Source organism: Sphingomonas sp. BE123 (genome assembly GCF_031456015.1).
Classification (GTDB): domain Bacteria; phylum Pseudomonadota; class Alphaproteobacteria; order Sphingomonadales; family Sphingomonadaceae; genus Sphingomonas.
On record NZ_JAVDTW010000001.1, the window covers coordinates 1,549,324 to 1,574,313 of the forward strand.

Here is a 24,990-nt window from a genome sequence, read left to right on the forward strand (position 1 = left end):
GGCACCAGAGCCCGTGGCGGGGAGCCTGAGCCGGTAACGCAGCGTTTCGTGTCGCACCGTCACTGCGCCCTTCGCCCGGCGGCCGCTTTGCGGTCGATCAAACCCGGGTGCGGAATGGCGTGAAATCGGTTCCCTCGTCGAAAATGTCGACGCCCTCACGCCGTTTCAGGAAACCGACTACGGCATAGGTCACGGGGGTCAGGATCACTTCCCAGCTGACCTTCAGCACCCATTGCGTCACCAGCACCTTGAGCACCAGATCGTTGGTCCAGCCAGCCGCGCCCCAGAAGGCGAGCGGGTAGAAGATCAGGCTGTCCACCCCCTGCCCGACAAAGGTCGACCCGATCGTGCGTGCCCATAGGTGCTTGCCCCGGGTCCAGATCTTCATCTTGGCGAGCACGAAGGAATTGACGAACTCGCCCGCCCAGAAGGCGACGACTGAGGCCAGCACAATGCGCGGCACCTGACCGAAGATTGCCTCATAGGCCGGCTGATTGGTCCAGTCGGGCGCGGGCGGCAGCGCGACGACCACCCATGACATGAACGCCATGAACAGGGTCGCGACGAAACCGGCCCAGATCACGCGGCGTGCGCGCGCATAGCCATAAACCTCGGTCAGCACGTCGCCGATAATGTAGGAAATCGGGAAGAACAGGATGCCCGCGCCGAACGGCCACCAGACTTCCCAGAAGGGGATCCAGATCTGAGCGACCTTGCCCGCGCCGAGCACATTGGACAGCAGCAGGATCGCGACGAACGCCGCCATCACATAATCATAATAGCGGAAATGCCCGCCCGCGACCTGCGCCGCGTTGATCCGTGCCGGTCCTGCCCCGTCGCTCATCGCATTCCCCCGATTGCTGGCGTGGACTATGATCGCGGTTTGCGGCCCGCGCAATCCGCGCTAACTGAGCCGCTACGCGCGCCCGTAGCTCAGTTGGATAGAGCACGAGCCTTCTAAGCTTGGGGCCGCAGGTTCGAATCCTGCCGGGCGCGCCAACCATTCCGCGCAAAGCGGAAGGATCGGGAGGGGACGCGATGCCGCAGTTCGGCGACTATCAGCATGCGATCTATGGCGCGGGGCTGCAGGGCGTGCTGCCGACGATCCCGGTCGATTTCGCAACCCTTGAGACGCGGGCCGAAGCGGCGATGGCGCCGTCGCTGCTGTCCTATGTCCAGGGCGGCTGCGGCGACGAGCACACGCAGCGCGCCAATGCCGATGCGTTTCGCCATTGGGGCATCGTGCCGCGGATGATGGTCGATTGTTCGGTCCGCGACCTGTCGGTCGATCTGTTCGGGATGAAGCTCCCCTCCCCGCTGTTCATGGCCCCGGTCGGGGTTGCGGGGATGTGCACGCAGGACGGGCATGGCGACATCGCGGCGGCACGCGCCGCCGCGATGACCGGGGTGCCGCTCACCGTCTCCACGCTGACCAACGATCCGCTGGAGGACGTCGCCGCCGCGATGGGCGACACGCCGGGGATGTTTCAGCTCTACACGCCCAAGGACCCCGAACTCGCCGCGAGCCTGGTCAGCCGCGCCGAGGTGGCGGGGTACAAGGCGATCGTCGTGACGCTCGACACCTGGGTCACCGGATGGCGGCCGCGCGACCTCAACACCGCGAACTTCCCGCAGCTGCGCGGCCATGTCCTGTCCAACTACTGGTCCGACCCGCGTTTTCAGCAGATGCTCGCCAAGCCCGTGGCGGAGGACCCGCGCGCAGCGGTGATGACCTGGGCCGCGACGTTCGGGCGGGTGCTGACCTGGGCCGACATGCCGTGGCTGCGCTCGCTGACCAAATTGCCGATCATCCTCAAAGGCATCTGTCACCCCGACGACGCGCGCCGCGCAATCGATGAAGGGGCCGACGGCATTTATTGCTCCAACCATGGCGGGCGCCAGGCCAATGGCGGGATTGCCGCGATCGACCTGTTGCCCGATGTCGTCGCGGCGGCGGGCAATGTGCCGGTGCTGTTCGACTCCGGCATCCGGTCGGGCAGCGATGTTGCCAAGGCGCTGGCGCTCGGCGCGACCGCCGTCGGCGTGGGACGTCCCTATTGCTATGGCCTGGCGCTCGGTGGTGCGGAGGGGGCGGCGCATGTGCTGCGATCGATCTTGGCCGAGGCCGATCTGCTGATGGCGGTCGACGGTTTCCCCAGCATTGCGGCGCTGCGCGCAGCGGGTGCCGTGCGCCTTTGATGGGTTTGGTCCCGTTACGCTGAACGGAGGCACCAAAAACCCCGATTGACCAGCGTTGTCTGATAGCGCTACCAATCGAGTCGGTGCCGGCCCGCGAGTGGCTGGAACGACTAGGAGGGACGCGCATGATCGGCTCACTGGCGCTTGCTGCTTTGCTTGCTGGCGCCCCGCAGGCGGCGCCCGCGCGCACCGACAAACTGCCGGTCGGCATCTGCATCAATATCGGCAACACGTTCGAGCCACCGGCCGAATCCGCCTGGGGCGGGAAGCCGCTCGCCGATGACGATATGGCGATCATCGCCAAGGCCGGGTTCAAGACGGTGCGGCTGCCGGTCCGCTGGGACACGCATGCCGGCCCGGGGCCAGAGTTCAGGATCGACGAAGCCTATATGAAGCGCATCCGCACCGCCGTCGAACAGGCGCGCGCGGCCGGGCTGAACGTCATCCTCAACAGCCATCATTTCGAGGCGATCCACAAGGATCCGCTGGGCAGCGCGCCGCAGCTGGCGGCGATGTGGCGGCAGATCGCTGCGCGCTTTGCCGACATGCCGCGCGAGCATGTCTGGTTCGAGGTCGAGAATGAGCCGCATGAAAAGTTCGATAACAAGAATCTGATCGCGGTGATCACCCCAGCGCTGAAGGCGATCCGCGAGACCAACCCCGATCGCCCGGTCATCGTCGGCGGCGAGTTCTGGAGCGGGATCGACAGCCTGGCGACGCTGCCGCTGCCCGAGGACCCGCATATCGTCCCGACCTTCCATTACTACGAGCCGTTCGACTTCACGCATCAGGGCGCGAGCTGGGTCAACCCGGCTCCGAAGCTGGGGCGCACCTATGGCACCGCCGAGGATGTGCTGCGCCTGAAGCGCGACGTCGAGAAGATCCGCGCCTATATCGCGCGCACCGGCAAGACGCCGTTCATGGGCGAGACCGGCGCGCATACCACGACCAGCCTGGACCAGCGCGTCGCTTATCACCGCGCGGTCACCGCCGCGTTCGGACCGATGGATATCGGCATGTGCAGTTGGGCGTACAGCAACACCTTTCCTTTCTACGACAAGGAGAAGAAGCAATGGCTTCCCGGTCTGCGCGGCGCGATGGGGCTGCCGGAATGAAGCGGGTGCTGATCGCGGCGGCGGCGCTCACCGCACTCGCTCCCGCCGCCGTGGTGGCACAGGACCAGCCGACGGCCGAGCTGCAGGCGCTGGACGATGCGCTGCCCGGAACGCTGATCAACGATCCGTCACGGATGGACTGGAGCTTTTACGGCGCCGAGCAAAAGACCCGGAATGTGCAGGACCCGTCGATCCCGGGCGGCGGTGCCGCCGTGCGGGTCGAGGTGCCGCGCGCCGGCGCCAATATCTATGACAGCGGCGCCAACGTGCCGATCCGGCGCGGGATCGCGGTCGGGCGCGACGTGACGGTCGCCTTCTATGCCCGGACGGTGAAGTCCGAGGCCCCCGGCGGCAAGGGCAGGATCGGCGTGCGCTTCCAACAGAATGCCGCGCCCTATGCCGGCTTTGGCGACACGGTGCTCGACATCGGGAGCGAATGGGCGCTGTACGAAGTCACCGCGCGGTCGGACAAGGCGCTGCCGACCGGACAGGCGGTGGTCGGGCTGCAACTCGCCGGGGCCAAGCAGGTGATCGAGATCGGCCAGGTGATCGTGGTCGAGGGCGCGACCAGCATCCGCACCACCAAGCGTGTGGAGACCGCCGCCGCCCCCGATCCCGAGCTGCCGCCGCAGCTCAAGGACAAGGGCCGGATGCTCAACGATCCGGCCAATCGCGACTGGGGCTTTTACGGCGCGGGGCAGACGACCAAGGCGACGGTGACCAATGTCTATGGCCGCGTCGGCACGCTGTTCAGCGTCGCCAATGCCGGAGCCGCCCCCTATGCCTCGGGCGCGAGCGTGGCACTGAACGAAGAGATCAAGGAGGGCGATGTCCTGCTGGTGGCGGTGCTGGCGCGGACACTCTCGGCGGCGACACCCGACGGCCAGGGGATGCTGTCGGTGCGCATCCAGAAAAATGTCGCGCCCTATGACGGGTTCCTCGACAAGCCGGTGCAGGTCGGGCCGAACTGGCGGCTCTACCAGTTCCGCACGCAAGCCCCGATGGACATCGCCAAGGGCGGCGGCCAGCTGTCGATCCATACCGGCGCCGCGCAGCAGGAGATCGAGATCGGCCCGGTCTATGTCATTCGCGAAGAAGCGGTGCTGACATCGTCGAGCAACTGATCCTGACCGCAGGAGCAGCGCGGGCGGCGGTCGCCCCGGCGCTGGGCGGCGCGCTGAGCGCGTGGAGCATCGGCGGTCGGCCGATGCTGCGCACGGCATCGCCGGAGGCGCTGGCAGCGCGCGACCCGCTGGGCATGGCGAGCTTTCCGCTGGTGCCCTTTTCCAACCGGATCGCCGATGCGCGGTTCGACTGGGCGGGACAGTCCCATGCGATCACGCGGAACTTCGCGCCCGAGCCGCATGCGATCCATGGCATTGGCTGGACGTCGATCTGGTCGGTGCGGGAGGCGGGCGACCAGCGCGCCGTGCTGACGCTCGACCATCGCGGCGACGCGCGCTGGCCGTTCGCCTTTGCGGCCGAGCAGATTGTCGAGCTGACCCCCGACACGCTGACGGTCACGCTGACAGCGTGCAATCTCGAGGCGTTCGACGCGCCGCTCGCCTGTGGGCACCATCCCTATTTCCCGGCGGCGGGCGCGCGGTTGCGCTTTGCTGCAGAGCGGCGCTGGCCGCCCGATGCGCGGATGCTGCCCGGCGATCCGGTCGAGATCGCCGACCGGGATGTCGATTTCGCGGTGGCCGAACGCGCGCTCGACTGCGCCTTTTCGGGGTGGGACGGCGCCGCCACGATTGCCTGGCCGGACGCCGCGTTGCGGATCGACTCCGATGTCGATCATGCGGTGGTCTATACCCCGGCCGGCGCACCGCATTTCTGTTTCGAGCCGGTGGCGCATCTGCCGAACGGGCTGAGCGTCATTGTGGCGCCCGGCGCCAGTCATCGCGCGACGATGCGCCTGATCGCGCAACCTGCTAACGTCGGCGCATGACCGCCCCGCCCGTGTCCAGCATCGTCATCGTCGGCGGCGGGACCGCCGGATGGATGGCCGCGGCAGCGGCCGCACGGTTCCTGAGCGACGGCCAGCGCACCATCACCCTGGTCGAATCCGACGCGATCGGCACGGTCGGCGTCGGCGAGGCGACGATCCCGCCGATCCGCGCGTTCAACCACCGGCTGGGCATCGACGAGCGCGACTTTGTCCGTGAGACCGGCGCGACGATCAAGCTCGGTATCGAATTCGTCAATTGGGGGCAGGTCGGCGACCGCTACCTGCACCCGTTCGGCGAACTGGGGCATGATTTCGAGGGCATCGCCTTTCACCAATATTGGCTGAAGCACCGCATCGGCGCACTCGAGGATTACTGGATTGCAGCACAGGCGGCGCGCCGCGACCGCTTTGCGCATCCCGCCGCCGACCCGCGCTCGCCACTGGGTGGGATGGCCTATGCCTATCATTTCGACGCTGGCCTCTACGCCGCGTTCCTGCGCCGCCGTGCCAAAGCCGGGGGCGTGGCGCGGGTCGAGGGCAAGATCGCGTCGGTTGAGCGCGATGCGGCAAGCGGCCATGTCGCCGCCGTGCTGCTCGACGACGGACGCCGCATTGCGGGCGACTTCTTCATCGACTGTTCGGGCTTTCGCAGCCTGCTGCTCGGCGATGCATTGGGGGTCGGCTATCGCGACTGGTCGCATTGGCTGCCGTGCGATCGCGCGATGGCGGTGCCGTGCGAGCGCGTCGATCCGCTGACCCCGCTGACGCGATCGACCGCGCATGAATTCGGCTGGCAGTGGCGCATCCCGCTGCAGCATCGCACCGGCAACGGTATCGTCTATGCCAGTGCGTTCGCGAGCGAGGAGGCGGCGCGTGAGACGTTGCTGGCGAACCTTGACGCGCCCGCAACCGCCGAACCGCGCGGCCTGTCGTTCACCGCCGGGGTGCGGGAGCAGCAATGGGTCGGCAATGTCGTCGCGCTGGGGCTCTCGGCGGGGTTCATCGAGCCGCTCGAATCGACCAGCATCCACCTGATTCAGACCGGTATTTCGAAGCTGATGTGGCTGTTCCCCGACCGCGCCATGGGGGTGGCGGGGCGCGCCGAATATAATCGGCTGATGCACGAAGCCTATGAATATGTGCGCGATTTCATTGTGCTGCATTACAAGGCGACAGCGCGGCGCGACGGCGAACTATGGCGCCATGTCAGCGCGATGACCGTGCCGGACAGCCTGGCCGCCAAGCTGGAACTGTGGCGCGAGCGCGGGCGGATCCGCCGCTATGACCATGACCTGTTCGGCGTGCCGAGCTGGGTCGCGGTGCTGCTGGGCCAGTGGATGGTGCCCGAGGGCCATGACCCGCTGGTCGATTCGATGGACGATGCGCGCGTGACCGCCGCGATGCGCCAGATCGCCGCGACCTATGCCGATGTGGCGGGGAAGCTCCCCAGCCATGCCGATCAGATCGCGGCGATGCTGCGTTAGGTCAGGCTGGACGTCACCCCGGCTGACGGCCGGGGTGACGATCACACGCGTCAAGGGCAGGCCACCACCTTGTCCGCCGCAGTGCCGAGCGCGACGCGCGAAAGGCTGTAGGTCACCGCCCCTTCGCTGCGCAGCATGAACGGTGCCTCGACCCGCGCCAGATTGGCGCCGCCGGCGGCGAAGCATTTGAGCGGGACACCATAGCTGACCCACGCGCCAGGGGTCGCAGTCTCCAGCGCGGTCGCGCGCACGGTCGCTGTGCCGATACGGAAGCTCAATGGACCGGCAGGCTTGGTATCGAGCCGCAGCGTGGCGACCAGCATGACGTCGCCATTGGTTTCCCGTGTCAATTCGAGCGGTGCCTGGGTCGCCAGCGCGACATCGGCATTGCCCGAGGCGATCGCGAAGCGGCGCGCGCCTTCCTGCACGACATGATCGACGGCGGTCACCCGGACCCGCCCGCTCGCCGCGACCGCGGGTACGGTGGTGATGCGAGTCGAATCCGCCGGATCGCCATAGACCAGCAGCGACCACGACGCCGCCGGCACGCCGCCTGCGAAATAGACATTGCCCGCGTCTTCGGCCGGCACCTCGCTATCCTCCGACAACGGCTTCCACGCGCGCGCTCCGCCCGCCAGCGTCAGGCCATAGCCGAACGGGAACAATGTCGGCCCGTCGGCGCGCGCGGTGGCGGGCCAGGCGACGGGCAGCTTGCCGGTAAAGTCGTAGGGCGCGCGGCGATCCTTGCGCTGGACCAGCAGGTCGGCGATTCCTGCGCCTTCCGATCCGGGCAGCCACGCGACGACGAACGCGTCGGCGATGTTGAGCTCCGGATTCATGAACAACGGGCGACCGGTAACCATCACCGCGACCACCGGAATCCCCTGCGCCTTGAGCGCCTTCATCGTCTCATAGGGCTTGCGCAGTTCGGGGCGCAGCTGGAGCGTCTTGAGGTCGCCCTGGAACTCGGCATAGGGCGTTTCGCCGAACACGACGATTGCGACATCGGGCTTCTTCGCGAACGTGCCGTCCGTCGCCAGCTCGGCGCTGCCCCCGGTCGCGGTGACCGCGTCCTGCAGCCCCTTCCAGATCGAGGTCGCGCCGGGGAACTGGTCGTTCTTGACCCCGGTACCCTGCCAGGTCAGCGTCCAGCCGCCCGACTGACGGCCGATATCGTCCGCCGCATCGCCCGCAACCAGCACATGCGCGCCCGCCTTGACCGGCAGGAGCGCGCCGTTGTTCTTGAGCAGCACCAGCGATTTGCGCACCGCGTCCCGCGCCACCGCGCGGTGATCGGCATGGCCGAGCAGCGACCAGTCGCCCGAATATTTGCGCGTCGACGGCTTGCCCGCCTCGAACAGCCCCAGCCGCATCTTGACGCGCAGGATGCGTGCGACCGCATCGTCGAGCCGCGCCATCGGCACTTCGCCCGACTTCACCTGCGCTACCAGCGCGTTCCACAGCGGCTTCCAGCTGTCGGGCGCCATATACATGTCGAGCCCGGCATTGACCGCCTTGGGGCAGGAGGCGTTGGTGCAGCCTTCGATCTGGCCGTGGGCATTCCAGTCCGAGACGAGGAAGCCGCCGAAATTCATGCGGCGCTTGAGCACATCGGTCAGCAGCCCCTTGTGCCCGGTCATCTTGGTGCCGTTCCAGCTGGAGAAGCTGACCATCACCGTCGCCACCCCCTGTTCGATCGCGGGGACATAGGGGGCGCCGTGGATGTCGCGCAGCTCGGTCTCGCTGATCCGCGCATCGCCCTGATCGCGCCCATCATGCGTGCCGCCATCGGCGAGGAAATGCTTGGTCGAAGCGATCACATAAGGACCGGACAGCAGGTTGGTGCCGCTGCCCGGCCCCTGAAGGCCCCGCACCATCCGCTCGACATAGGACGCAACCAGCTGCGGATCGGACGAATAGCCCTCATAGGCGCGGCCCCAGCGGAAATCGCGCGGGACGGTGACCGTCGGCGCGAAGGTCCATTCCTGACCGGTCGCGCGGATTTCCAGCGCCGTCGCCTGCGCGATCTTTTCGATCAGATCGGGGTCGCGCATCGCGCCGAGGCCGATATTGTGCGGGAACAGCGTCGCACCGATGATGTTGCTGTGGCCGTGCACCGCGTCGGTGCCCCAGATGATCGGCACACCGACCCGCCCGCCGCTCTTGTCGACCGACGCTTCGTAGAATTCGTCGGCGAGTTGCAGCCATTTGGGCGCGGCGGCGAAATCGTCGCCATAGGGGCCGCTGCTGCCGCCATTCAGGACTGAGCCGAGATGATAGGTGCGCACATCCGCCGGGGTGACGCTGGCGATATCGGCCTGAACGATCTGGCCGACCTTTTCCTCGACGCTCATCCGCGCGATCAGCGCCTTGATCTTCGCTTCGACAGCGTTGTCCGTCTGCTGCGGCCAGGCCGGGCTCGGCCAGATCTCGGGATTGACCTTGCTCTCCTGCGCGGCGAGCGGCGCGGCAAGGACGGCGCCGAGCGCCAGAAGGGTCAAGCGTTTCATCGATTGTTCTCCACGATGCGGATCAACTGGTCTGTCGGAAGGGCACGGGCGGTCGGATCGATGCGCGCGGGACGGACCCCGGTTGCAAGCCACCAGCCTACCCATTCGCCCGGGGTAACGGGATCGCCGTCGCGATAGGGGATGCGCCCGCGCGCGGCAAACCCCGCGCGCAAGTCGGCGAGATCGTCGCTCGGCGACGCGCTCCACCGCACACACGCCCAGTCGAGCACGCGCCGATGCGCAATGCCTGTGCGGCGGTTATATTCCGACGCCTCGCGCGCGCTCGGCTCGACATGCGGCATGAGCGCGATCGCGCGCAGGATATCGGCATGGGCAGCGGACAGCGCATGGCCATCGAAACTTTCCGCGACAAGCGCCGCTTCGCCCAAAGCGATGGTGCGGCCGCTGCGAGGCTCTGGATGGCGACCGGGCGGCAGCCCCGCCCCGCGCGTCAGCTGCCAGCCCCAGGGCGGTGCCTGCCAGTCAACGCCGCCATCACGGATCACCAGCGTCTCGCCCTCGGCACCGCCCGGCGCGGTCGGCTCGGCGATGAGGCTTGGCAACGGCTCGCTCACCCAGTCAGCGCCCGGCACGGTGCAATCGAGCAGCAGGTCGGCATCTTCCGCCGCGCCGCGTGCGATGCCGAGTGCTGCGGCCATTTCGGCGAGCAGCGCAGCGTAAGCGGGCATGTCGAACCGTACGCCGAACGGCTCAGCGCCGGGCGTGGTGAGCGCAGCCCAGCGCGGCGTGCTGTCAGGGCGCTCGGCAAGATTGCGCAGCCACAGCTGGTGGAGCGCGACACCCTCGACATGCGGGATCGCGCCGGGCGCACCGAGCGGTTCCCCGTTCAGCGTGACGCGGTGAATCGCGACCGCGCCGGTGCGGCGGGTGAAGAGTTCCCGATCAAGGCCGATCGCGCGGTGAAAGCCATCGATCGCGAGCGTCGCGGCACCGATGCGGTCGAGCAGCGAACGCGGATCGCCCGGGCGCTCGACCAGAATGACCCGCGCGGCAGGCAGCGCGCGGCGAAAGGCAATGGCGGCGGACAGCGCGACCACGCCGCTGCCCAGCACCGCGACGCTCGCCGGGCCGCTCATGCTGCCCCCCATGCGCCTTGTGCGCGCAGTGCCGCCTCGTGGTCGGGCATCGCAGCAACCCGGCTGCGGATCGTGTCGGCAATATCGTCAAGCGCACGCTTGAGCGCGGCGGGTGCGGGGTTGTCGGCGCGCGGATCATAGCGCTGCGGCATCATCCCCTGCCCCAGATACACCGCGACCCAGCTGGGTTCGAGGAACAGGCCCTCGCCATAGGTTTCGATCCGTCCGGCGTCCCGCCACAGCTCCAGCTTGCCGGCCAGGCTGTCCGGCAGCGCCATCGTGCGGACATGGTTCCAGAACTCCGAATCGTCGCGGGTCGTCGCGTGATAGTGCAGGATCAGGAAGTCACGGACCCGGTCATATTCGTAATCGACCGTCGCGTTGAACGCAGCGCGGTCGGCGGGGTCGATCTGGCGCTCCGGAAACAGCTCGATCAGCCGCATCACCGCCGTTTGCGCCAGATGGATGCTGGTCGATTCGAGCGGTTCGAGGAACCCGCTGGCGAGGCCGATGCTGACGACATTGCCGACCCAGCTTTCGCGCCGCCGCCCGGCACGGAAGCGCAGGATGCGGGGGTCGGCAATTGGAGTCCCATCGACCGCGCCGAGGATCGCGTCGCACGCCGCATCCTCCGACAGGAAGTTGCTCGAAAAGACATAGCCATTGCCGACGCGGTGCTGGAGCGGGATGCGCCAGCGCCAGCCGGCACCCATCGCGGTGGCACGCGTATACGGCTCGATCGGCCCCTCGGGCGACGTCGCGGGCAGCGCGGCGGCGCGGTCGCAGGGCAGCCAGTGCGACCAGTCCTCCCACGCCGCATCCATCGCCCCGCCGATCAGCAGCGCGCGAAAGCCCGAGCAATCGATGAACAGGTCGCCCGCGACGCGCTCGCCGCTCTCCAGCACCAGTTCGGTAACGTTGCCGCTTTCGCCATCGCGCGCGACCCCGGTGACGCGACCCTCGGTCCGCGTGACGCCGCGCGCCTCCGAATAGCCGCGCAGCATCGGCGCGAGCTTGGTCGCATCGAACTGGTACGCCCAGCCATAGCTGGTCGACAGGAAATCGCCGTCAGTCGGCGGAAGCGCGAAGCGGTTGGCGCGGGCGGCGACGATCGGGAGCGAATAGTCCTCGATTCCGCGCGCGCGCCCTTCGGCACTCGCGCGCAGCCAGTAATGATGGAACCCCACTCCCGCGAGATCGACGCCATAGGCGCCGAACGGGTGGATGTAGCGGTCACCGATCCTGCCGAAATCGCGAAAGTCGATTCCGAGTTTGTAGGTGGCGTTGGTCGCGCGCATCATCTCCGCTTCGGGAATGCCGAGCCGCTGGAGAAAGGCGCGCAGGTGCGGCAGCGTCGCCTCTCCCACCCCGACGATGCCGATGTCTTCGGATTCGATCAGGCGCACGTCCGCCACGCCGGGCAGGAAGCGCGCGAGCGCGGATGCAGCCATCCACCCCGCGGTTCCGCCCCCGACGATGACCACGCGCACCGGATCGGTCATAGCGTTCCCGACGCGGCATGCGGGCCGACCACCAGCCCCATGAACAGCCCGGCATGGATGGTGGCGAGGCGCGAGACGTCGATGTCCCGCGCGATGCTGCGCCATGCCGGGTCGCCGACCGGGCGCCACTGCGCCTGCGCCACGCCGGCGTCGAAGCTCAGCTTCAGCTCGACATCGGTCGCGCCGCCGCGCGGGACCGATGCGATCACCACGCCATTGTCAGGCTCGTCCTTCGAAATCCGGCGGCGCACCACGAGCTTGTCGCCTTCGATCCCGGCGAACATCAGATGATGTTCGTTGGCAACGGCAAGCAGCCCGGCGCGCTGCGACGCATCTTTCGGATCGAAGGACACACGCGTGGTCCAGCCGGCTTTGCGATGCTGCATCCGTTTGCCGATATAGCTGGGCTGGGCGAGCGCGCCCGCCGCGACCGGCCGCGCGTCGAGCGTCAGCGCGCCGTCGGCGATCCGCCACCACGGCGCTCCCTTGGGCGTGCGCAGCATCAGCCAGTCCGGGGCGAGGTTCGGGGCGTCGAACTCTTCGCGCCAGTCGCGCGCTTCGCCGGGCGACGCTGGCAAGTTCGGGCGCGCCACGCTGGCGGGCAGCGGCGTGCGCGCGGGCAGGATCAGCGGCCAGCCATCTTTCCACGTCACCGGCAGCAGGAAGGTTTCGCGACCCAGCAGCGTCTCCTGCCCCCGGAACGGACGGGTGGCGAGGAACACCGCCCACCAGCTGCCATCGTCCAGCTTCACGAAATCGGCGTGTCCGGTCGCCTGGACCGGGTTCGGGCGATCTTCGGGCAGGTCACGCTGCGTCAGGATCGGGTTGATCGGGCCGGGCGTGTACGGGCCGGTCAGGCTGCGCGAGCGATAGATGGTCTGCGCATGCTGGTCGGCCGTGCCGCCTTCTGCCGCCGAGAGGTAATACCGGCCATCGACCTTGTAGATGTGCGGCCCCTCGGCCCAGATCGGCTTGGTCGACGGATCGACGCCCTTGTCGACCAGCAAATGGCGCGGCCCCTTCATCGTGTAGGTCGCGAGGTCGATTTCCTGCAGCCACAGCGCGCGGTGGCCATCATATTCCGCCGGCCCCGGCGGCGCATCGTTGTTGACGATCCAGGCGCGGCCATCCTCGAAATAGATCGACGGATCGATCCCCCCGAAGCTGAGCCAGTGCGGCCCGCTCCACGGCCCCGCCGGATCCTTCGCCGTCAGCAGAAAATTGTCGCGGCAGCCAACACAGGTGTTGAGGATGTAGTAGGTGCCGTTGTGATACTCGATCGTCGGCGCGAATACGCCGCGATCCAGCGCCAGTCCGCTGAAATCGAGCATCTCCGGACGGTCGATCGCGTTGCCGATCTGCCGCCAATTGACGAGATCGCGGCTGTGATAGACCGGGATCCCGGGGAACCACGCAAAGGTCGAGGTGACGAGGTAGAAGTCCTGCCCCACCTTCACGATCGACGGGTCGGGGCGGAACCCGGGCAGCACCGGATTGGCAAATTGCCCCGCTGGCGGCGGCGTAACATCGGGCGCCGCGGCATATTCGACGAAATCGAATCGCGCACTCGCGTGCTGCGCAACAGACGGCGCAGCAAGCAGCAGCGGCAACACGGCAGCCAAAGCCCTCATTTCATTCCTCTCCCCCGCCGTTCTACGGGAATTCCGATGTTGCACCGAGTTTTTTCCGGCCGATGCTTGACACCTTCATAGGAGCATGATGTTAGCGCTATCAAGAGCAATGATGGCGGAGAGGCAAGGGCTATGGCGATCGCGCTGACGGACATTCTGCCGGCAGACTGGGCCACGGGCCGCTTTCTCGGGCGGATCGACTGTGGCGATGGTCCGCTGCCCATCCTGATCGCCGACGGGGCGCTGTTCGACCTCAGCCCCGCCGCAGCAACCGTCTCGGGCGCGATCGAGCGCGGGCTTCTGTCTCCGGATCACGGCAGGCGCATTGCCGATCTCGATCCCGCCGCCCCGCAGCTTCCCGAAGGCGCGTGCCTGCTCGCGCCGATCGACCTTCAGTGCATCAAGGCTGCCGGCGTAACCTTTGCCGTGTCGGCGATCGAACGCGTGATCGAGGAACGGGCGCGGGGTGACGCCAGCCAGGCCGCGGCCATCCGCGGACGGCTCGAGGAACGGGTTGGGAGCGGCATTCGCTCGGTCGTGCCCGGATCCCCCGAAGCCGCCGCGCTCAAGGCTGCGTTGATCGAGGACGGGATGTGGTCGCAATATCTGGAGGTCGCCATCGGCCCGGATGCTGAGGTCTTCACCAAATCCCCGGTGCTGTCCGCGGTCGGCCATGGCGCCGCCGTCGGCGTCCGATCGGATTCGAGCTGGAACAATCCAGAGCCGGAGATCGTGCTTGCGCTGTCGAGCCGCGGCGACGCGGTCGGTGCGATGCTGGGCAACGACGTCAATCTGCGCGATTTCGAAGGGCGCTCGGCACTGCTGCTGGGCAAGGCGAAGGACAATACCGCGTCCTGCGCGCTCGGCCCGTTCATCCGCCTGTTCGACACGGGCTTTACCATCGATGACGTCCGCAGCGCCGATGTCGCGCTGACGATCGAGGGGGAGGACGGGTTTCGCCTCGACGGTGCCAGCCGGATGAGCGAGATCAGCCGCGACCCGCTCGACATCGCGGCGCAGGCGATGAGCGAGCATCACTATCCCGACGGGTTCGTCCTGTTCCTCGGCACGCTGTTCGCGCCGACCCAGGATCGCGACGTGCCGGGCGGCGGCTTCACGCACAAGGTTGGCGATAACGTCACCATTTCGTCCACGCGGCTTGGCACGTTGCGCAACCGCGTCACCACCTCCCGCGATGCCCCGGCCTGGGAGGTCGGCATCGCAGCCTTTGTCCGCGACCTGACGCGTCGCGGTCTCGTCGACCGGATCTGACCCGAACAGCAGGACATGCCCATCATGAAGCTGACCCACCTCATCAATGGCGAGCGCCTGGCGGTCGATACGCCGCTGGAGAGCCGCAACCCGTCCAATACCGACGAGATCGTCGCCACCTTTGCCGCGGGTGACGCCGGGATCGTGGATCAGGCGGTACAGGCCGCACGCGCCGCGCAGCCGGGCTGGGCCGCCGCGTCGCCCGAAGTGCGCGCCGACCTGCTCGACAAGGTTGGCGCGACGATCATGGCGCGGGCAGCCGAACTGGGCGAATTGCTGGCGCGCGAAGAGGGCAAGACCCGCGCCGAGGGCATGGGCGAAGTGATGCGCGCCGCGCGCATCTTCCGCTATTTCGGCGGGGAAGCGCTGCGCCGCCACGGACTGACGCTCGAATCGACGCGGCCCGGCCTCGACGTCGCGACCTATCGCGAGGCGGTGGGCGTTGTCGGCCTGATCACGCCGTGGAATTTCCCGATCGCGATCCCTGCATGGAAAGCCGCCCCCGCGCTGGCGTTCGGCAATACCGTGGTGATGAAGCCCGCCAATGTGACGCCGGCGATGGCGAGCGCGCTGGCCGACATCATCCACGAGTGCGGCGCACCCGCCGGGGTGTTCAACCTCGTGCTCGGCCAGGGCGGCGTCGGCCAGGCGATCGTCGATCATCCGCACGTCGACGCGATCAGCTTCACCGGGTCGCAGGGCGTGGGCGCCAAGGTCGGCATGGCCGCGATGACGCGGCAGGCGCGGGTGCAGCTCGAAATGGGCGGCAAGAATCCGCTGGTCGTGCTCGCCGATGCCGATCTCGACAAGGCGGTCGCGATCGCGCTCGATGGCGGGTTCTTCCAGACCGGACAGCGCTGCACCGCGTCGAGCCGGGTGATCGTCGAGGACGCGATCCATGACCGGTTCGTCGCCGCGCTGGCCGAGCGTGCCAGGGCGCTCAAGGTCGGCCCGGCGCTTGCCGCCGACACCCAGGTCGGCCCGGCATCGAGCGAGAGCCAGTTCGAACAGAATCTCCGCTATGTCCGCACGGCGATCGCGGAAGGCGGCCGCGTCGCCAGCGGTGGGCCGGATCCGCTCACGCTCGACACCCCCGGCTTCTTCATGGCGCCGACGCTGATCGCCGACACCGATCCCGACATGACGATCAATCGCGAGGAAGTGTTCGGCCCGGTCGTCTCGACCGTCCGTGCCCGCGATTACGAACATGCCCTGGAAATCGCCAACCAGGGCGAGTTCGGCCTGTCGTCCGGCATCGTCACCACCAGCCACAAATATGCGCGCGATTTCCGCAAGCGCATTCGCGCCGGCATGGTGATGGTCAACCTGCCGACCGCCGGGGTCGATTACCACGTGCCGTTCGGCGGCACCCGCAAGTCCAGCTATGGCGCGCGCGAACAGGGTTTCGCCGCGGTCGAATTCTATACGACCGTCAAAACGGTCTATTCGGGGGATTGAGGTTGCTGACGACGACTAGCGCGGCGGCCGCGATGCGCGCCATCTATCCCAGCCTGCGTGACAAGCATGTGCTGGTCACCGGCGGCGCCTCCGGCATTGGCGAAGGCCTGGTCGAGGCATTCGTGGCGCAGGGCGCGCGGGTGACGTTCGTCGACGTCCAGACCGCCGCGGGCGAGGCGTTGAGTGCGCGACTGACACCGGGCGCATTGCATGCGCCGCAATTCGCACATTGCGACCTGACCGATGTCGCCGCGCTGCAGTCCTGCCTGACGGCGATCATCGCAGAGCGCGGTGCGGTCGACATTTTGCTCAACAACGCGGCGAGCGACGACCGGCACGGGATCGATGAGGTGACCCCGGCCTATTGGGACGAGCGGATGGCAGTCAATCTGCGCCATCTGTTCTTTGCCGCGCAAGCGGTGGTGCCGGGGATGAAAGAGGCCGGGCATGGCGTCATCATCAATTTCGGATCGATCAGCTGGCATCTCGGCCTGCCCGATCTGACGCTGTACCAGACCGCCAAGGCGGCGATCGAAGGGCTGACCCGCAGCCTGGCGCGCGAACTTGGCCCGCACGGCATTCGCGCGTGCACCATCGTGCCGGGCAACGTCCAGACGCCGCGCCAGGAAAAATGGTACACGCCCGAGGGCGAGGCCGAGATCGTCGCCGCCCAGGCGCTCAAGGGGCGGATTCAGCCGGCGGACATCGCCGCGATGGCAACGTTCCTTGCGTCGGACGATGCACGCATGTGCACCGCGCATAATTACTGGGTGGATGCCGGATGGCGATGACCGAGTCACGGGTAGCCGCGCGCGTCGGCGCGGCGCTGGGCGAAGGCCCGGTCTGGGATGCGCAGCGCGGCTGCCTGTGGTTCGTCGATATCAGGGGCAGGAAGCTTCACCGCTTCGCCCCCGAGCGCGCTGCGCTGGACAGTGCCGATGCGCCGCGCGAAATCGGCTGGGCACTTCCCGCCGACAATGGCCGGTTGCTGTGCGGCCTGCAGGATGGTCTGTACTGGTTCGACCCTGACGCGCGTGCGTTCACCTTCTGGCGGGCGGTCGAGCCGGCACTGCCCGGCAACCGCCTCAACGACGCCTGCACCGACGCGCAGGGGCGCGTGTGGTTCGGATCGATGGACAATAGCGAGGCCGGCGCGACGGGTTGGTTCTACCGGCTCGATGCCGGACAGATCGACCGCGTCGGACCGGGGCCGGTCAGCATCACCAACGGCCCGGCGGTTTCGCCGGGCGGCGACCGCATCTATTTCACCGACACGGTCGGTCGCCGCATCTGGCAGGCGGCACTGCATGACGACGGGTCGCTGGGTGCCGTCCAGCCCTATCTGACCTTTACCGGGGACGAGGGCTATCCCGATGGGTCGATCACCGATGCCGAGGGCAATGTCTGGGTCGGATTCTATGCCGGCCACGGCGCGCGCCGCTTCGATCCCAGCGGACGCGAGATCGAGTTCGTGCGCCTGCCCGTCGCCAATGTCACCAAGCTGGCGTTTGGGGGCGCGGGGCTGACCACACTCTATGCCACCACCGCCGCCAAGGGACTAAGCGAGGCCGAACGCGCCGCCCAGCCGTATGCCGGCGACCTGTTCGCGTTCGAGGCAAAGGTTCCCGGCCATCCCCTCGCACGGGCGCATGTTGCATGAAGGCAGCGGCCGCATGGTTCGCCGCCATGGCTTTCGCGCCCCTGCCCGCTGCCGCGCAGCTCGCCTTCGCTCCCGCGATCGGAGACCATGGCGTACTCCAGCGCGACAAGCCGATCATTGTCGAAGGTGCGGCACCGCCCGGCACGCGCCTGACCGTCACGCTCGGCGACACGATCGCACAGGCCCGGGCGGGCAAGGACGGCCAGTGGCGCGCGACATTCCCGGCGACGAAGGCGGGCGGCCCCTATCTGCTTCGCGCCGCGACGCCGAACGCTGCGGTCGCGGCGACGAACGTGATGGTCGGCGATGTCTGGCTGTGCTCGGGCCAGTCGAACATGGAATTGCCGGTCCGCCGCGCGCTCGATTTCGACAATCAGATGAACAGCGCCGCCGATCCGATGCTGCGCCTGTTGACCGCGCCCAAGGCCACCGCCACGCGACCGCAGCGCGTTTTCGCCGAACCTGCCGGCTGGCAGGCATCGACGCGCGAGACCGCGCCCGAATTCTCCGCCGCCTGCTGGTACATGGCGCGTGAGCTGCGCAAGGCCGAGCCGGCGGTTGCGATCGGCCTGATCGACGCGACCTGGGGCGGCACCGCGATCCGCGCCTGGCTCGATCCGGTGGCGACGCGCGCAATCTATGGCGCGGACGAGGCCGCGCTGCTCGAAACCTATGACCGCGACCCGCTGGTCGCGAACACGCAGTTCGCGCCGCGCTGGATCGAATGGTGGCGGACGCAGGAGACGGTCGAGCCGTGGCGTACGCCCGATGCCGTGACCTGGTCGCCGGTTCCCGGCATCGGTCCGTGGGACACGATCGGCGAGGCGCCGTTGCGGGGCCTGACGGGCTGGGTGTGGTTCCGCCGTACGGTGACGCTGACGGCAGAGCAGGCGCGCGGCGGCGCGACGGTTTCGCTCGGCATCATCGACGATGGCGATCAGGCGTTCGTGAATGGCCAACCGGTCGGCAACAGTTTCGGCTGGTCCAATCCGCGCGACTACAAGGTGCCGGGGAGTTACTGGAAGGCCGGGGCGAACGAGATCGTCGTGGCGGTGTGGAACAGCTATGGCACCGGTGGCTTCATGGGTCCGGCCGAGCGGCTGAAGCTGACGCTGTCCGATGGCTCGACCATCCCGCTCGGCGACCAGTGGCGCTACTGGATTTCCGCGGCCAAGGGCACGCCGCCGCGTCCGCCATGGGATATGATCGCGGGCCTCGGTTTGATCGGCAATGCGATGGTCGCGCCGCTGGGCGGGATCGGGCTGCGCGGCGTGGCATGGTATCAGGGCGAGAGCGATGCCGGGCAGACCGGCTATGACGTGCGGCTGCGCGGCCTGATCGACGGCTATCGCCGCCAGTCGGGCGATCCGGCGCTGCCGGTCCTGGTCGTGGGCCTGGCCGGCTATGGCGCACCCGGCGCGATGCCGGTCGAAAGCGGCTGGGGCCGGCTGCGCGACGAGCAGCGGCGCGCCGTCGCGGCGACGCCGGGAACAGCGCTTGTCTCGGCGATCGACCTGGGATCGCGTACCGATATCCATCCGGGCGACAAGAACGAGCTGGGCAAGCGCCTCGCGCGCGCTGCGCTGGGCAAGCCCGGCCCGCAGGCGGTGTCGGCGCGGCGTGATGGCACCGATGTGGTCATATCGTTCCGCGGCGTCGAGGGCGCGCTGACCAGCTGGAGCGGCGCGCCGATCGGGTTCGAGCTGTGCGCACAAAGCTGTCGCTTTGCGGCGGCGCGCATCGAGGGCGGCAGCGTCCGGGTGCTGGGCGATGGTCAGGCGGTGACGCGGGTGCGCTATGCCTGGGCGGATACGCCGGTGGTCAACCTCTACGACGCGGCGAACATGACGCCGACCTCGTTCGAACTGGCGGTGGATTAGTCCCAATTCCTCCCCTGAGCCTGCTCAGGGGAGGTGGCAGCACGAAGTGCTGACGGAGGGGCCGCCCCGCAGAGGGCGGAATTTTGCTGAACTGTTCACGGCCGCCTGCGCGGCCGCCCCTCCACCACTCGCTGCGCGAGCGGTCCCCCTCCCCCAGCGAGCTGGGGGAGGAATTTGAACGCCCTCAATGATTATGCCGCGGCAGCGTCTTCGACGTCTGGCGATAGTCCAGCGCGAACTCCAGCACCGCGCCCTCGCCCAGCTGCCCGGTCTTTTCGCGCGCCAACTGTTCCCATGGCGTGTTGCTCGCCGGGACTGCGGGCAGCCCGTCGCCCTTGCGCCGCTCGATCTCGGCTGCATCGACCAGCATGTCGCAGCGGCGGGCGTTGAGGTCGATGCGGATCATATCCCCCGTGCGCAGCCATGCCAGCCCACCGCCCGCCGCGCTTTCGGGCGAGGCGTTGAGGATCGACGGGCTGTCCGACGTTCCCGACTGGCGCCCGTCGCCGAGCGTCGGCAGCCAGTTCACGCCCGCGCGGATCAGTGCATCGGGCGGTTGCATGTTGACCACCTCCGCCGACCCCGGCCAGCCGAGCACGCCCGCCGAGCGCATCACGAGGATGCAATCGGCGTCGATAGCGAGCGCGGGATCGTTGATGCGGTGGTGATAGTCGTCCGACCCGTCGAACACGATTGCCCGCGCCTCGAATATATTCTCCGCACCCGGTCGCGAGAGATAGCGTTTGCGGAATTCGGCGGAGATCACCGACGTCTTCATGATCGCGAAGTCGAACAGATTGCCGCTCAGCACCAGGAAGCCGGCATTCTCCTGCAGCGGATCGGCGAAGGGACGGATCACCTCGCGATCGCTCGCCTCGCTGTCCGCCAGATTCTCAGCGATGCTGCGCCCGGTCACGGTCAGGCAGTCGCCGTGCAGCTTCCCCGCCTGCAGCAATTCCCACATCGCCGCGGGTACGCCGCCCGCGCGGTGGAAGCGCTCGCCGAGATATTTGCCCGCCGGCTGCATGTTGACCAGCAGCGGCAGGTGATAGCCGTGATCGTACCAGAGCTCCGGCTCCAGCTCGACGCCGGCATGGCGCGCCATCGCGACGATGTGCGGCTGAGCATTGGACGATCCGCCGCACACTGTGACGGTGGCGATCGCGTTGAGGAACGCTTCACGCGTCAGAATCTTCGACGGACGTAGATCCTCCCGCACCATCTCGACGATGCGCTGGCCGGTGCGATAGGCGATCTGCCCGCGCTCGCGATAGGGCGCCGGGATCGCCGCGCAGCCGGTGAGCGACAGGCCGAGCGCCTCGGCCACCGCGTTCATCGTCGATGCGGTGCCCATCGAATTGCAATGCCCGGCCGACGGCGCGCTGCTGGTCGCGCGGCGCAGGAACTCGGCCTCGTCAATCTCGCCCGCAGCGAGCGCGCGGCGGCTGCGCCAGATCACGGTACCGGAGCCGACCAGCTCGCCCTCATGCCAGCCGTCCAGCATCGGTCCGCCCGACAGGACGATTGCCGGGATATCGACCGTGGTCGCCGCCATCACCTGGCTCGGCGTCGTCTTGTCGCAGCCGGTGGTCAGCACGACGCCATCGATCGGATAACCGTTGAGCAGCTCGACCAGCCCGAGATAGGCAAGGTTGCGGTCGAGCGCGGCGGTCGGACGGCGGCAGTTTTCGAAGATCGGGTGCACCGGAAATTCGATCGGGATGCCGCCCGCGTCGCGGATCCCGTCGCGCACGCGCTTGGCCAGATCGAGATGGATGCGGTTGCACGGGGACAGGTCGCTGCCCGATTGGGCGATGCCGATGATCGGCTTGCCCGACTGAAGCTCTTCGGGAGTGATCCCGTAATTCATGAACCGCTCAAGGTAGAGCGCAGTCATGTCCCAGCGTTCGGGATTGTCGAACCAGTCGCGCGAGCGCAGCCGCACCATCTTCGGATCAGTCATCAGGGCTCCCAGTTGCGCGCGGCACGGCTGACCAGGGTGGGGGCCGAATCCGAATCGCGCCGGATCAAGGTGTAGGGAAGGGTTTTCTGCTCGACCGCGAGCGGTTCGCCGGCGCGGCGCGCCTTCAGGATCCGCACGACGGCGGCAACCGCCCATGCGGTCATTGCGCGAATCGGCTGGCGGATCGTGGTCAGTTCGGGCCAGATCGTGCTGGCCATCGCCGTATCGTCAAATCCGCACACGGTGATGTCATTCGGCACGTCGAGATGCAGCCGGTGCGCAACCGCCACCGTGGCCGCGGCCATGTCGTCGTTCGATGCAAAGATCGCGGTCGGGCGCGGATCGACCGCGATCAGCCGCTCGGCCGCCTGCATGCCCGACAGATAGGTGAATCGGCCCTGTGCGATCAGTTCGTCGCGCACCGGGATGCCGGCATCCTCAAGCGCCGCCTTGTAACCATTGAGGCGCCGCCCGCTCGCGACCTGTTCGGGGTTGCCGATGATGAAGCCGACCCGCTCGTGCCCCAGTCCCAGGATATGGCGGGTCATGTCATAGGCCGCCTGGAAATCGTCGATCAGCACCGCCGCATGCGATCCGCTGGCGCGACCCGGACCGACCGCGATCGCCACTGCGCCCGAATGGGTGACCAGATCGAGCACACTTTGATCGTCGCACAGCGGCGGGGGCAGGATGAATCCCTTGATCCCGCCGTCGATCAGATGACGCACCAGCGGCTTGGCTTCGGCCACGCTGTCGCAATTCTGCACCACCAGGTGAATGTCGGCGCGCCCCGCCTCTTCCAGCGCACCCATCAGGAATTCGCTGAGATAGGAGGCGGACGGGTTGTCGAACATCAGGGCGATGCGCAGCTGTTCGCCCCCCGCAAGGCTGCGCGCGGCGCGGTTGGGGGCGAAGTTGAGCTTTGCGATCGCCGCCAGCACCTGTTCGCGCGTGTGTTCGCGGACATTCCCCTCCCCGTTGATCACGCGGCTGACCGTCATTGGCGAGCAGCGCGCCTCGGCCGCGACATCGGCAATCGTGGGAGCGCCACCACGGCGGCGGGAAGAGCGGGGCTTGGCGGACGCGGCGGTCCGCGCAGGATCGTTCAAAGGCATGGCCAACGCACATACCCCCCGTTCGCCCGCAGCGGCAAGCAAGCGATACCCCGTATTGGGAGCGCAATCATTCGCCGGGCGCCTCGGGGAAGCGCTGAGCCTGATACCAATCCAGCGGATGCGGCGGGAGAGCGTGTCCGGGCGGCAGGGCCCGCCCTGAAACCGCCATCCAATATGCGAGGCTGGCGTCACGCCACCATTGCGCCTCGCGCGTCTGGATCTTCAGGAAATCGGCAACGCTGCGATGCCGTGCCGGATCGACATGCGGGGCCAGCGTCGCCCAGGTCGCCGCCATGCCGCGCACCGCCGCGACGCCCCGATCATAGCGGCGCGGCAATTCCTGCCACAGCGTCGCCCCGCTACGCAGCCGGTAATCCCATGGCACGCGGTGAAACCACAGCAACAGATCCTCGTCCGCGGCGAGTTGCTGCGCAATATCCGGCGCATATTGCGCGAGGGCATTGGTCCCGGTCCGGGTCCGGTCGACGCCGATCCCGGTGGCATCGGCGCGGTGATAATAGACCGGGTTCCATTCGGGCCGGTCGAGATCCGCGACCCATGGCGCTGGGCCGTAATGATGCCCCGTGCCCATGACATGAGCGAGGCCGAGCGGGGTCATGTAATCGACCACCGCCGCGCGGCTGTTCAACATCAGCGGCACCACCGCGCGCAGGAAATCGGGATTGCGGCTGAACGTCTGCGCCGCCCATTCGCGCGCAATCTGTGCGCTTGGCAGGCGCGGATCCCAGGCCAGCCGACCAAAAGCGTACCAGTTCGCCTGGTCGAAGTCGGATCCGGTCCAGTTACGGTCGCTGCCGGTATTGGCCACGCCGGCAATCGCCGTGACCGATTGCGCCACCGTGCCGCCGCGCCCGGTACGCGCATCGAGCACCTCTTCGAACAGCGGCGCCAGAAACGCTAGGTGCGAGGCAAAGCCAAGATATTCCTTGGTAATCTGCAATTCCATCGCCATTCCGGTGCGCGGCATCGCGCCGAACAGCGGGTGGAACGGCTCGCGCGGCTGGAAGTCGAGCGGACCGTTCTTGACCTGCACGATCACGTTGCTGGCAAAGCTGCCGTCGAGCGGCTGGAACTCGCTATAGGCCTGTTTCACACGATCTTCGGTGTTCTCGGCGGCATAGACAAAGGCGCGCCAGATCACGACGCCGCGCCCGCCAATCGCCGCGGCCAGCATGTTGGCGCCGTCGGCATGGCTGCGGCCATAATCCTGCGGACCCGGCTGCCCTTCGGAATTGGCCTTGACCAGAAACCCGCCGAAATCGGGGATCGCGGCGTAGAGTTCGTCGGCCTTTGCCTTCCACCACGCGCGCACCGCCGGATCGAGCGGGTCGGCGGTTTCGAGGCCGCCAATGTCGCGCGGTGCCGAGAAGCGCGCCGACAGATACAGCCGGATGCCCCAGGGGCGCAGCGTGTCGGCCAGTGCCCGTGCCTTGGCAATGTAGCGCGGCTCAAGCATCATCGCGCGCGCATTGACGTTGTTCACCACCACGCCATTGATCCCGATCGACGCGTTGGCGCGGGCATAATCGGTGATCCGCGGATCGACCCGGTCGGGCAGATGCCACCAGTCGAAGATCGAACGCCCGGCATAGCCGCGCTCGACATGGCCATCGGGATTGTCCCAGTGATTGAGCATCCGCAGCGCATAGGCCGGCGCTTCATCGAGCCGGACCGTGTCGATCGGCCTCCCCTGCCCCAGTTCGCGCATCAGTGCAAAAACGCCGTAGAGCAGGCCGGTGTCGCTGGCCGCAGTGATCCGCACGACGCCACGATCGGGTGCAACGCGGAACGCCCCCTCCCGCATGTGCGGATCGGGAATCCGGCGCAGCACCACCGCCATGCCGTTCGCACCGTCCTGGCCGGGAAAGAGTGTGGCGAGCGCCCGCTGCAGTTCGTCGCGGGCCAGCCTTGCGGTGGGCGAATCGCTGCCCTCCAGCGTGACCGGGCCGATCCGATGCTGCGCAGCATCGGCGCGCGGGGCGTGACGCAGCCACAGCCGATAGCCATCCTCGGCACCGGCTGACACCGGCGCGACGATCAGCGCAGCAGCCAGCCATGATGCGCATAACCGCGCAAACCGCATCCCCATCCCCTCGCCATGCGCCGATCCGTTTTGCGATCGGTCACGGGTT

At 67.8% G+C, this 24,990-nt stretch carries 18 protein-coding genes and 1 tRNA gene; 11 read left to right on the plus strand and 8 right to left on the minus strand.

Annotated features, from left to right (window positions below; genetic code table 11):
• Positions 1-97: 97 nt before the first annotated feature.
• Positions 98-844, minus strand: a complete 747-nt coding sequence (locus J2Y54_RS07730) for a queuosine precursor transporter (protein ID WP_310038312.1) — start codon at positions 842-844, stop codon at positions 98-100.
• 78 nt (positions 845-922) lie between these two features.
• Between J2Y54_RS07730 and J2Y54_RS07735 the strand changes: the two genes are divergently transcribed.
• From J2Y54_RS07735 to J2Y54_RS07760, 6 genes are all read left to right on the plus strand, one after another.
• Positions 923-999: transfer RNA gene (locus J2Y54_RS07735), tRNA-Arg, on the plus strand.
• Between the two features lie 39 nt (positions 1,000-1,038).
• Positions 1,039-2,199: an alpha-hydroxy-acid oxidizing protein gene (locus J2Y54_RS07740; RefSeq protein ID WP_310038313.1), complete on the plus strand. Its 1,161-nt coding sequence runs from the start codon at positions 1,039-1,041 to the stop codon at positions 2,197-2,199.
• Between the two features lie 125 nt (positions 2,200-2,324).
• Complete coding sequence (locus J2Y54_RS07745) at positions 2,325-3,314, plus strand: glycoside hydrolase family 5 protein (protein ID WP_310038316.1); 990 nt, start codon at positions 2,325-2,327, stop codon at positions 3,312-3,314.
• Complete coding sequence (locus J2Y54_RS07750) at positions 3,272-4,438, plus strand: hypothetical protein (protein WP_310038318.1); 1,167 nt, start codon at positions 3,272-3,274, stop codon at positions 4,436-4,438. The genes J2Y54_RS07745 and J2Y54_RS07750 overlap by 43 nt, the downstream gene beginning before the upstream one ends.
• A gap of 53 nt (positions 4,439-4,491) precedes the next feature.
• Complete coding sequence (locus tag J2Y54_RS07755; protein ID WP_310038508.1) at positions 4,492-5,265, plus strand: aldose 1-epimerase; 774 nt, start codon at positions 4,492-4,494, stop codon at positions 5,263-5,265.
• Positions 5,262-6,749, plus strand: a complete 1,488-nt coding sequence (locus tag J2Y54_RS07760; protein ID WP_310038319.1) for a tryptophan 7-halogenase — start codon at positions 5,262-5,264, stop codon at positions 6,747-6,749. The genes J2Y54_RS07755 and J2Y54_RS07760 overlap by 4 nt, the downstream gene beginning before the upstream one ends.
• 50 nt (positions 6,750-6,799) lie before the next feature.
• Here the strand turns inward: J2Y54_RS07760 and J2Y54_RS07765 are convergent, their stop codons facing one another.
• Genes J2Y54_RS07765 through J2Y54_RS07780 form a run of 4 tightly spaced genes read right to left on the minus strand, consistent with a single transcriptional unit; the run spans position 6,800 to position 13,489 of the window.
• The gene (locus J2Y54_RS07765; protein ID WP_310038320.1) at positions 6,800-9,259 is read right to left on the minus strand and encodes a glycoside hydrolase family 3 N-terminal domain-containing protein; all 2,460 of its coding nucleotides are present in this window, start codon (positions 9,257-9,259) and stop codon (positions 6,800-6,802) included.
• Positions 9,256-10,356, minus strand: coding sequence for a hypothetical protein (locus J2Y54_RS07770; protein WP_310038322.1), 1,101 nt, complete (start codon positions 10,354-10,356; stop codon positions 9,256-9,258). Before J2Y54_RS07770 ends, J2Y54_RS07765 begins: the two co-directional genes overlap by 4 nt.
• The gene (locus J2Y54_RS07775; protein WP_310038323.1) at positions 10,353-11,858 is read right to left on the minus strand and encodes a tryptophan 7-halogenase; all 1,506 of its coding nucleotides are present in this window, start codon (positions 11,856-11,858) and stop codon (positions 10,353-10,355) included. The genes J2Y54_RS07770 and J2Y54_RS07775 overlap by 4 nt, the downstream gene beginning before the upstream one ends.
• A complete protein-coding gene (locus J2Y54_RS07780; RefSeq protein WP_310038324.1) occupies positions 11,855-13,489 on the minus strand; it encodes a glycoside hydrolase family 43 protein in 1,635 nt (544 codons plus the stop codon). Before J2Y54_RS07780 ends, J2Y54_RS07775 begins: the two co-directional genes overlap by 4 nt.
• 132 nt (positions 13,490-13,621) lie before the next feature.
• Between J2Y54_RS07780 and J2Y54_RS07785 the strand changes: the two genes are divergently transcribed.
• The 5 genes from J2Y54_RS07785 to J2Y54_RS07805 are packed head-to-tail and all read left to right on the plus strand — an operon-like array spanning position 13,622 to position 19,759.
• Positions 13,622-14,761, plus strand: coding sequence for a fumarylacetoacetate hydrolase family protein (locus J2Y54_RS07785; RefSeq protein ID WP_310038325.1), 1,140 nt, complete (start codon positions 13,622-13,624; stop codon positions 14,759-14,761).
• Between the two features lie 24 nt (positions 14,762-14,785).
• A complete protein-coding gene (locus tag J2Y54_RS07790) occupies positions 14,786-16,219 on the plus strand; it encodes an aldehyde dehydrogenase family protein (protein WP_310038327.1) in 1,434 nt (477 codons plus the stop codon).
• 32 nt (positions 16,220-16,251) lie between these two features.
• A complete protein-coding gene (locus tag J2Y54_RS07795) occupies positions 16,252-17,010 on the plus strand; it encodes an SDR family oxidoreductase (protein WP_310038328.1) in 759 nt (252 codons plus the stop codon).
• The gene (locus J2Y54_RS07800) at positions 17,007-17,879 is read left to right on the plus strand and encodes an SMP-30/gluconolactonase/LRE family protein (RefSeq protein ID WP_310038329.1); all 873 of its coding nucleotides are present in this window, start codon (positions 17,007-17,009) and stop codon (positions 17,877-17,879) included. Before J2Y54_RS07795 ends, J2Y54_RS07800 begins: the two co-directional genes overlap by 4 nt.
• 26 nt (positions 17,880-17,905) lie before the next feature.
• The gene (locus tag J2Y54_RS07805; RefSeq protein ID WP_310038331.1) at positions 17,906-19,759 is read left to right on the plus strand and encodes a sialate O-acetylesterase; all 1,854 of its coding nucleotides are present in this window, start codon (positions 17,906-17,908) and stop codon (positions 19,757-19,759) included.
• 184 nt (positions 19,760-19,943) lie between these two features.
• Here the strand turns inward: J2Y54_RS07805 and J2Y54_RS07810 are convergent, their stop codons facing one another.
• The 3 genes from J2Y54_RS07810 to J2Y54_RS07820 all read right to left on the minus strand — a co-directional run bounded on the left by J2Y54_RS07810 (position 19,944) and on the right by J2Y54_RS07820 (position 24,941).
• Positions 19,944-21,722 (minus strand): IlvD/Edd family dehydratase, encoded by a 1,779-nt coding sequence (locus tag J2Y54_RS07810; RefSeq protein WP_310038332.1) that lies wholly within the window; start codon positions 21,720-21,722, stop codon positions 19,944-19,946.
• The gene (locus J2Y54_RS07815) at positions 21,722-22,837 is read right to left on the minus strand and encodes a LacI family DNA-binding transcriptional regulator (RefSeq protein WP_310038333.1); all 1,116 of its coding nucleotides are present in this window, start codon (positions 22,835-22,837) and stop codon (positions 21,722-21,724) included. The genes J2Y54_RS07810 and J2Y54_RS07815 overlap by 1 nt, the downstream gene beginning before the upstream one ends.
• A 67-nt stretch (positions 22,838-22,904) precedes the next feature.
• A complete protein-coding gene (locus J2Y54_RS07820) occupies positions 22,905-24,941 on the minus strand; it encodes an alpha-glucuronidase (protein ID WP_310038336.1) in 2,037 nt (678 codons plus the stop codon).
• Positions 24,942-24,990: the final 49 nt, after the last annotated feature.

Excerpts from the sequence above, each read along its gene's own strand:
- J2Y54_RS07795 (WP_310038328.1), top strand. The coding sequence starts at position 16,252 with ATGCGCGCCATCTATCCCAGCCTGCGTGACAAGCATGTGCTGGTCACC.
- J2Y54_RS07805 (WP_310038331.1), top strand. The coding sequence starts at position 17,906 with ATGGCTTTCGCGCCCCTGCCCGCTGCCGCGCAGCTCGCCTTCGCTCCC.
- J2Y54_RS07775 (WP_310038323.1), bottom strand. The coding sequence starts at position 11,858 with ATGACCGATCCGGTGCGCGTGGTCATCGTCGGGGGCGGAACCGCGGGG.
- J2Y54_RS07745 (WP_310038316.1), top strand. The coding sequence starts at position 2,325 with ATGATCGGCTCACTGGCGCTTGCTGCTTTGCTTGCTGGCGCCCCGCAG.
- J2Y54_RS07765 (WP_310038320.1), bottom strand. The coding sequence starts at position 9,259 with ATGAAACGCTTGACCCTTCTGGCGCTCGGCGCCGTCCTTGCCGCGCCG.
- J2Y54_RS07820 (WP_310038336.1), bottom strand. The coding sequence starts at position 24,941 with ATGCGGTTTGCGCGGTTATGCGCATCATGGCTGGCTGCTGCGCTGATC.
- J2Y54_RS07780 (WP_310038324.1), bottom strand. The coding sequence starts at position 13,489 with ATGAGGGCTTTGGCTGCCGTGTTGCCGCTGCTGCTTGCTGCGCCGTCT.
- J2Y54_RS07740 (WP_310038313.1), top strand. The coding sequence starts at position 1,039 with ATGCCGCAGTTCGGCGACTATCAGCATGCGATCTATGGCGCGGGGCTG.
- J2Y54_RS07810 (WP_310038332.1), bottom strand. The coding sequence starts at position 21,722 with ATGACTGATCCGAAGATGGTGCGGCTGCGCTCGCGCGACTGGTTCGAC.
- J2Y54_RS07815 (WP_310038333.1), bottom strand. The coding sequence starts at position 22,837 with ATGCCTTTGAACGATCCTGCGCGGACCGCCGCGTCCGCCAAGCCCCGC.
- J2Y54_RS07790 (WP_310038327.1), top strand. The coding sequence starts at position 14,786 with ATGAAGCTGACCCACCTCATCAATGGCGAGCGCCTGGCGGTCGATACG.
- J2Y54_RS07770 (WP_310038322.1), bottom strand. The coding sequence starts at position 10,356 with ATGAGCGGCCCGGCGAGCGTCGCGGTGCTGGGCAGCGGCGTGGTCGCG.
- J2Y54_RS07760 (WP_310038319.1), top strand. The coding sequence starts at position 5,262 with ATGACCGCCCCGCCCGTGTCCAGCATCGTCATCGTCGGCGGCGGGACC.
- J2Y54_RS07750 (WP_310038318.1), top strand. The coding sequence starts at position 3,272 with ATGGCTTCCCGGTCTGCGCGGCGCGATGGGGCTGCCGGAATGAAGCGG.
- J2Y54_RS07800 (WP_310038329.1), top strand. The coding sequence starts at position 17,007 with ATGACCGAGTCACGGGTAGCCGCGCGCGTCGGCGCGGCGCTGGGCGAA.
- J2Y54_RS07785 (WP_310038325.1), top strand. The coding sequence starts at position 13,622 with ATGGCGATCGCGCTGACGGACATTCTGCCGGCAGACTGGGCCACGGGC.
- J2Y54_RS07730 (WP_310038312.1), bottom strand. The coding sequence starts at position 844 with ATGAGCGACGGGGCAGGACCGGCACGGATCAACGCGGCGCAGGTCGCG.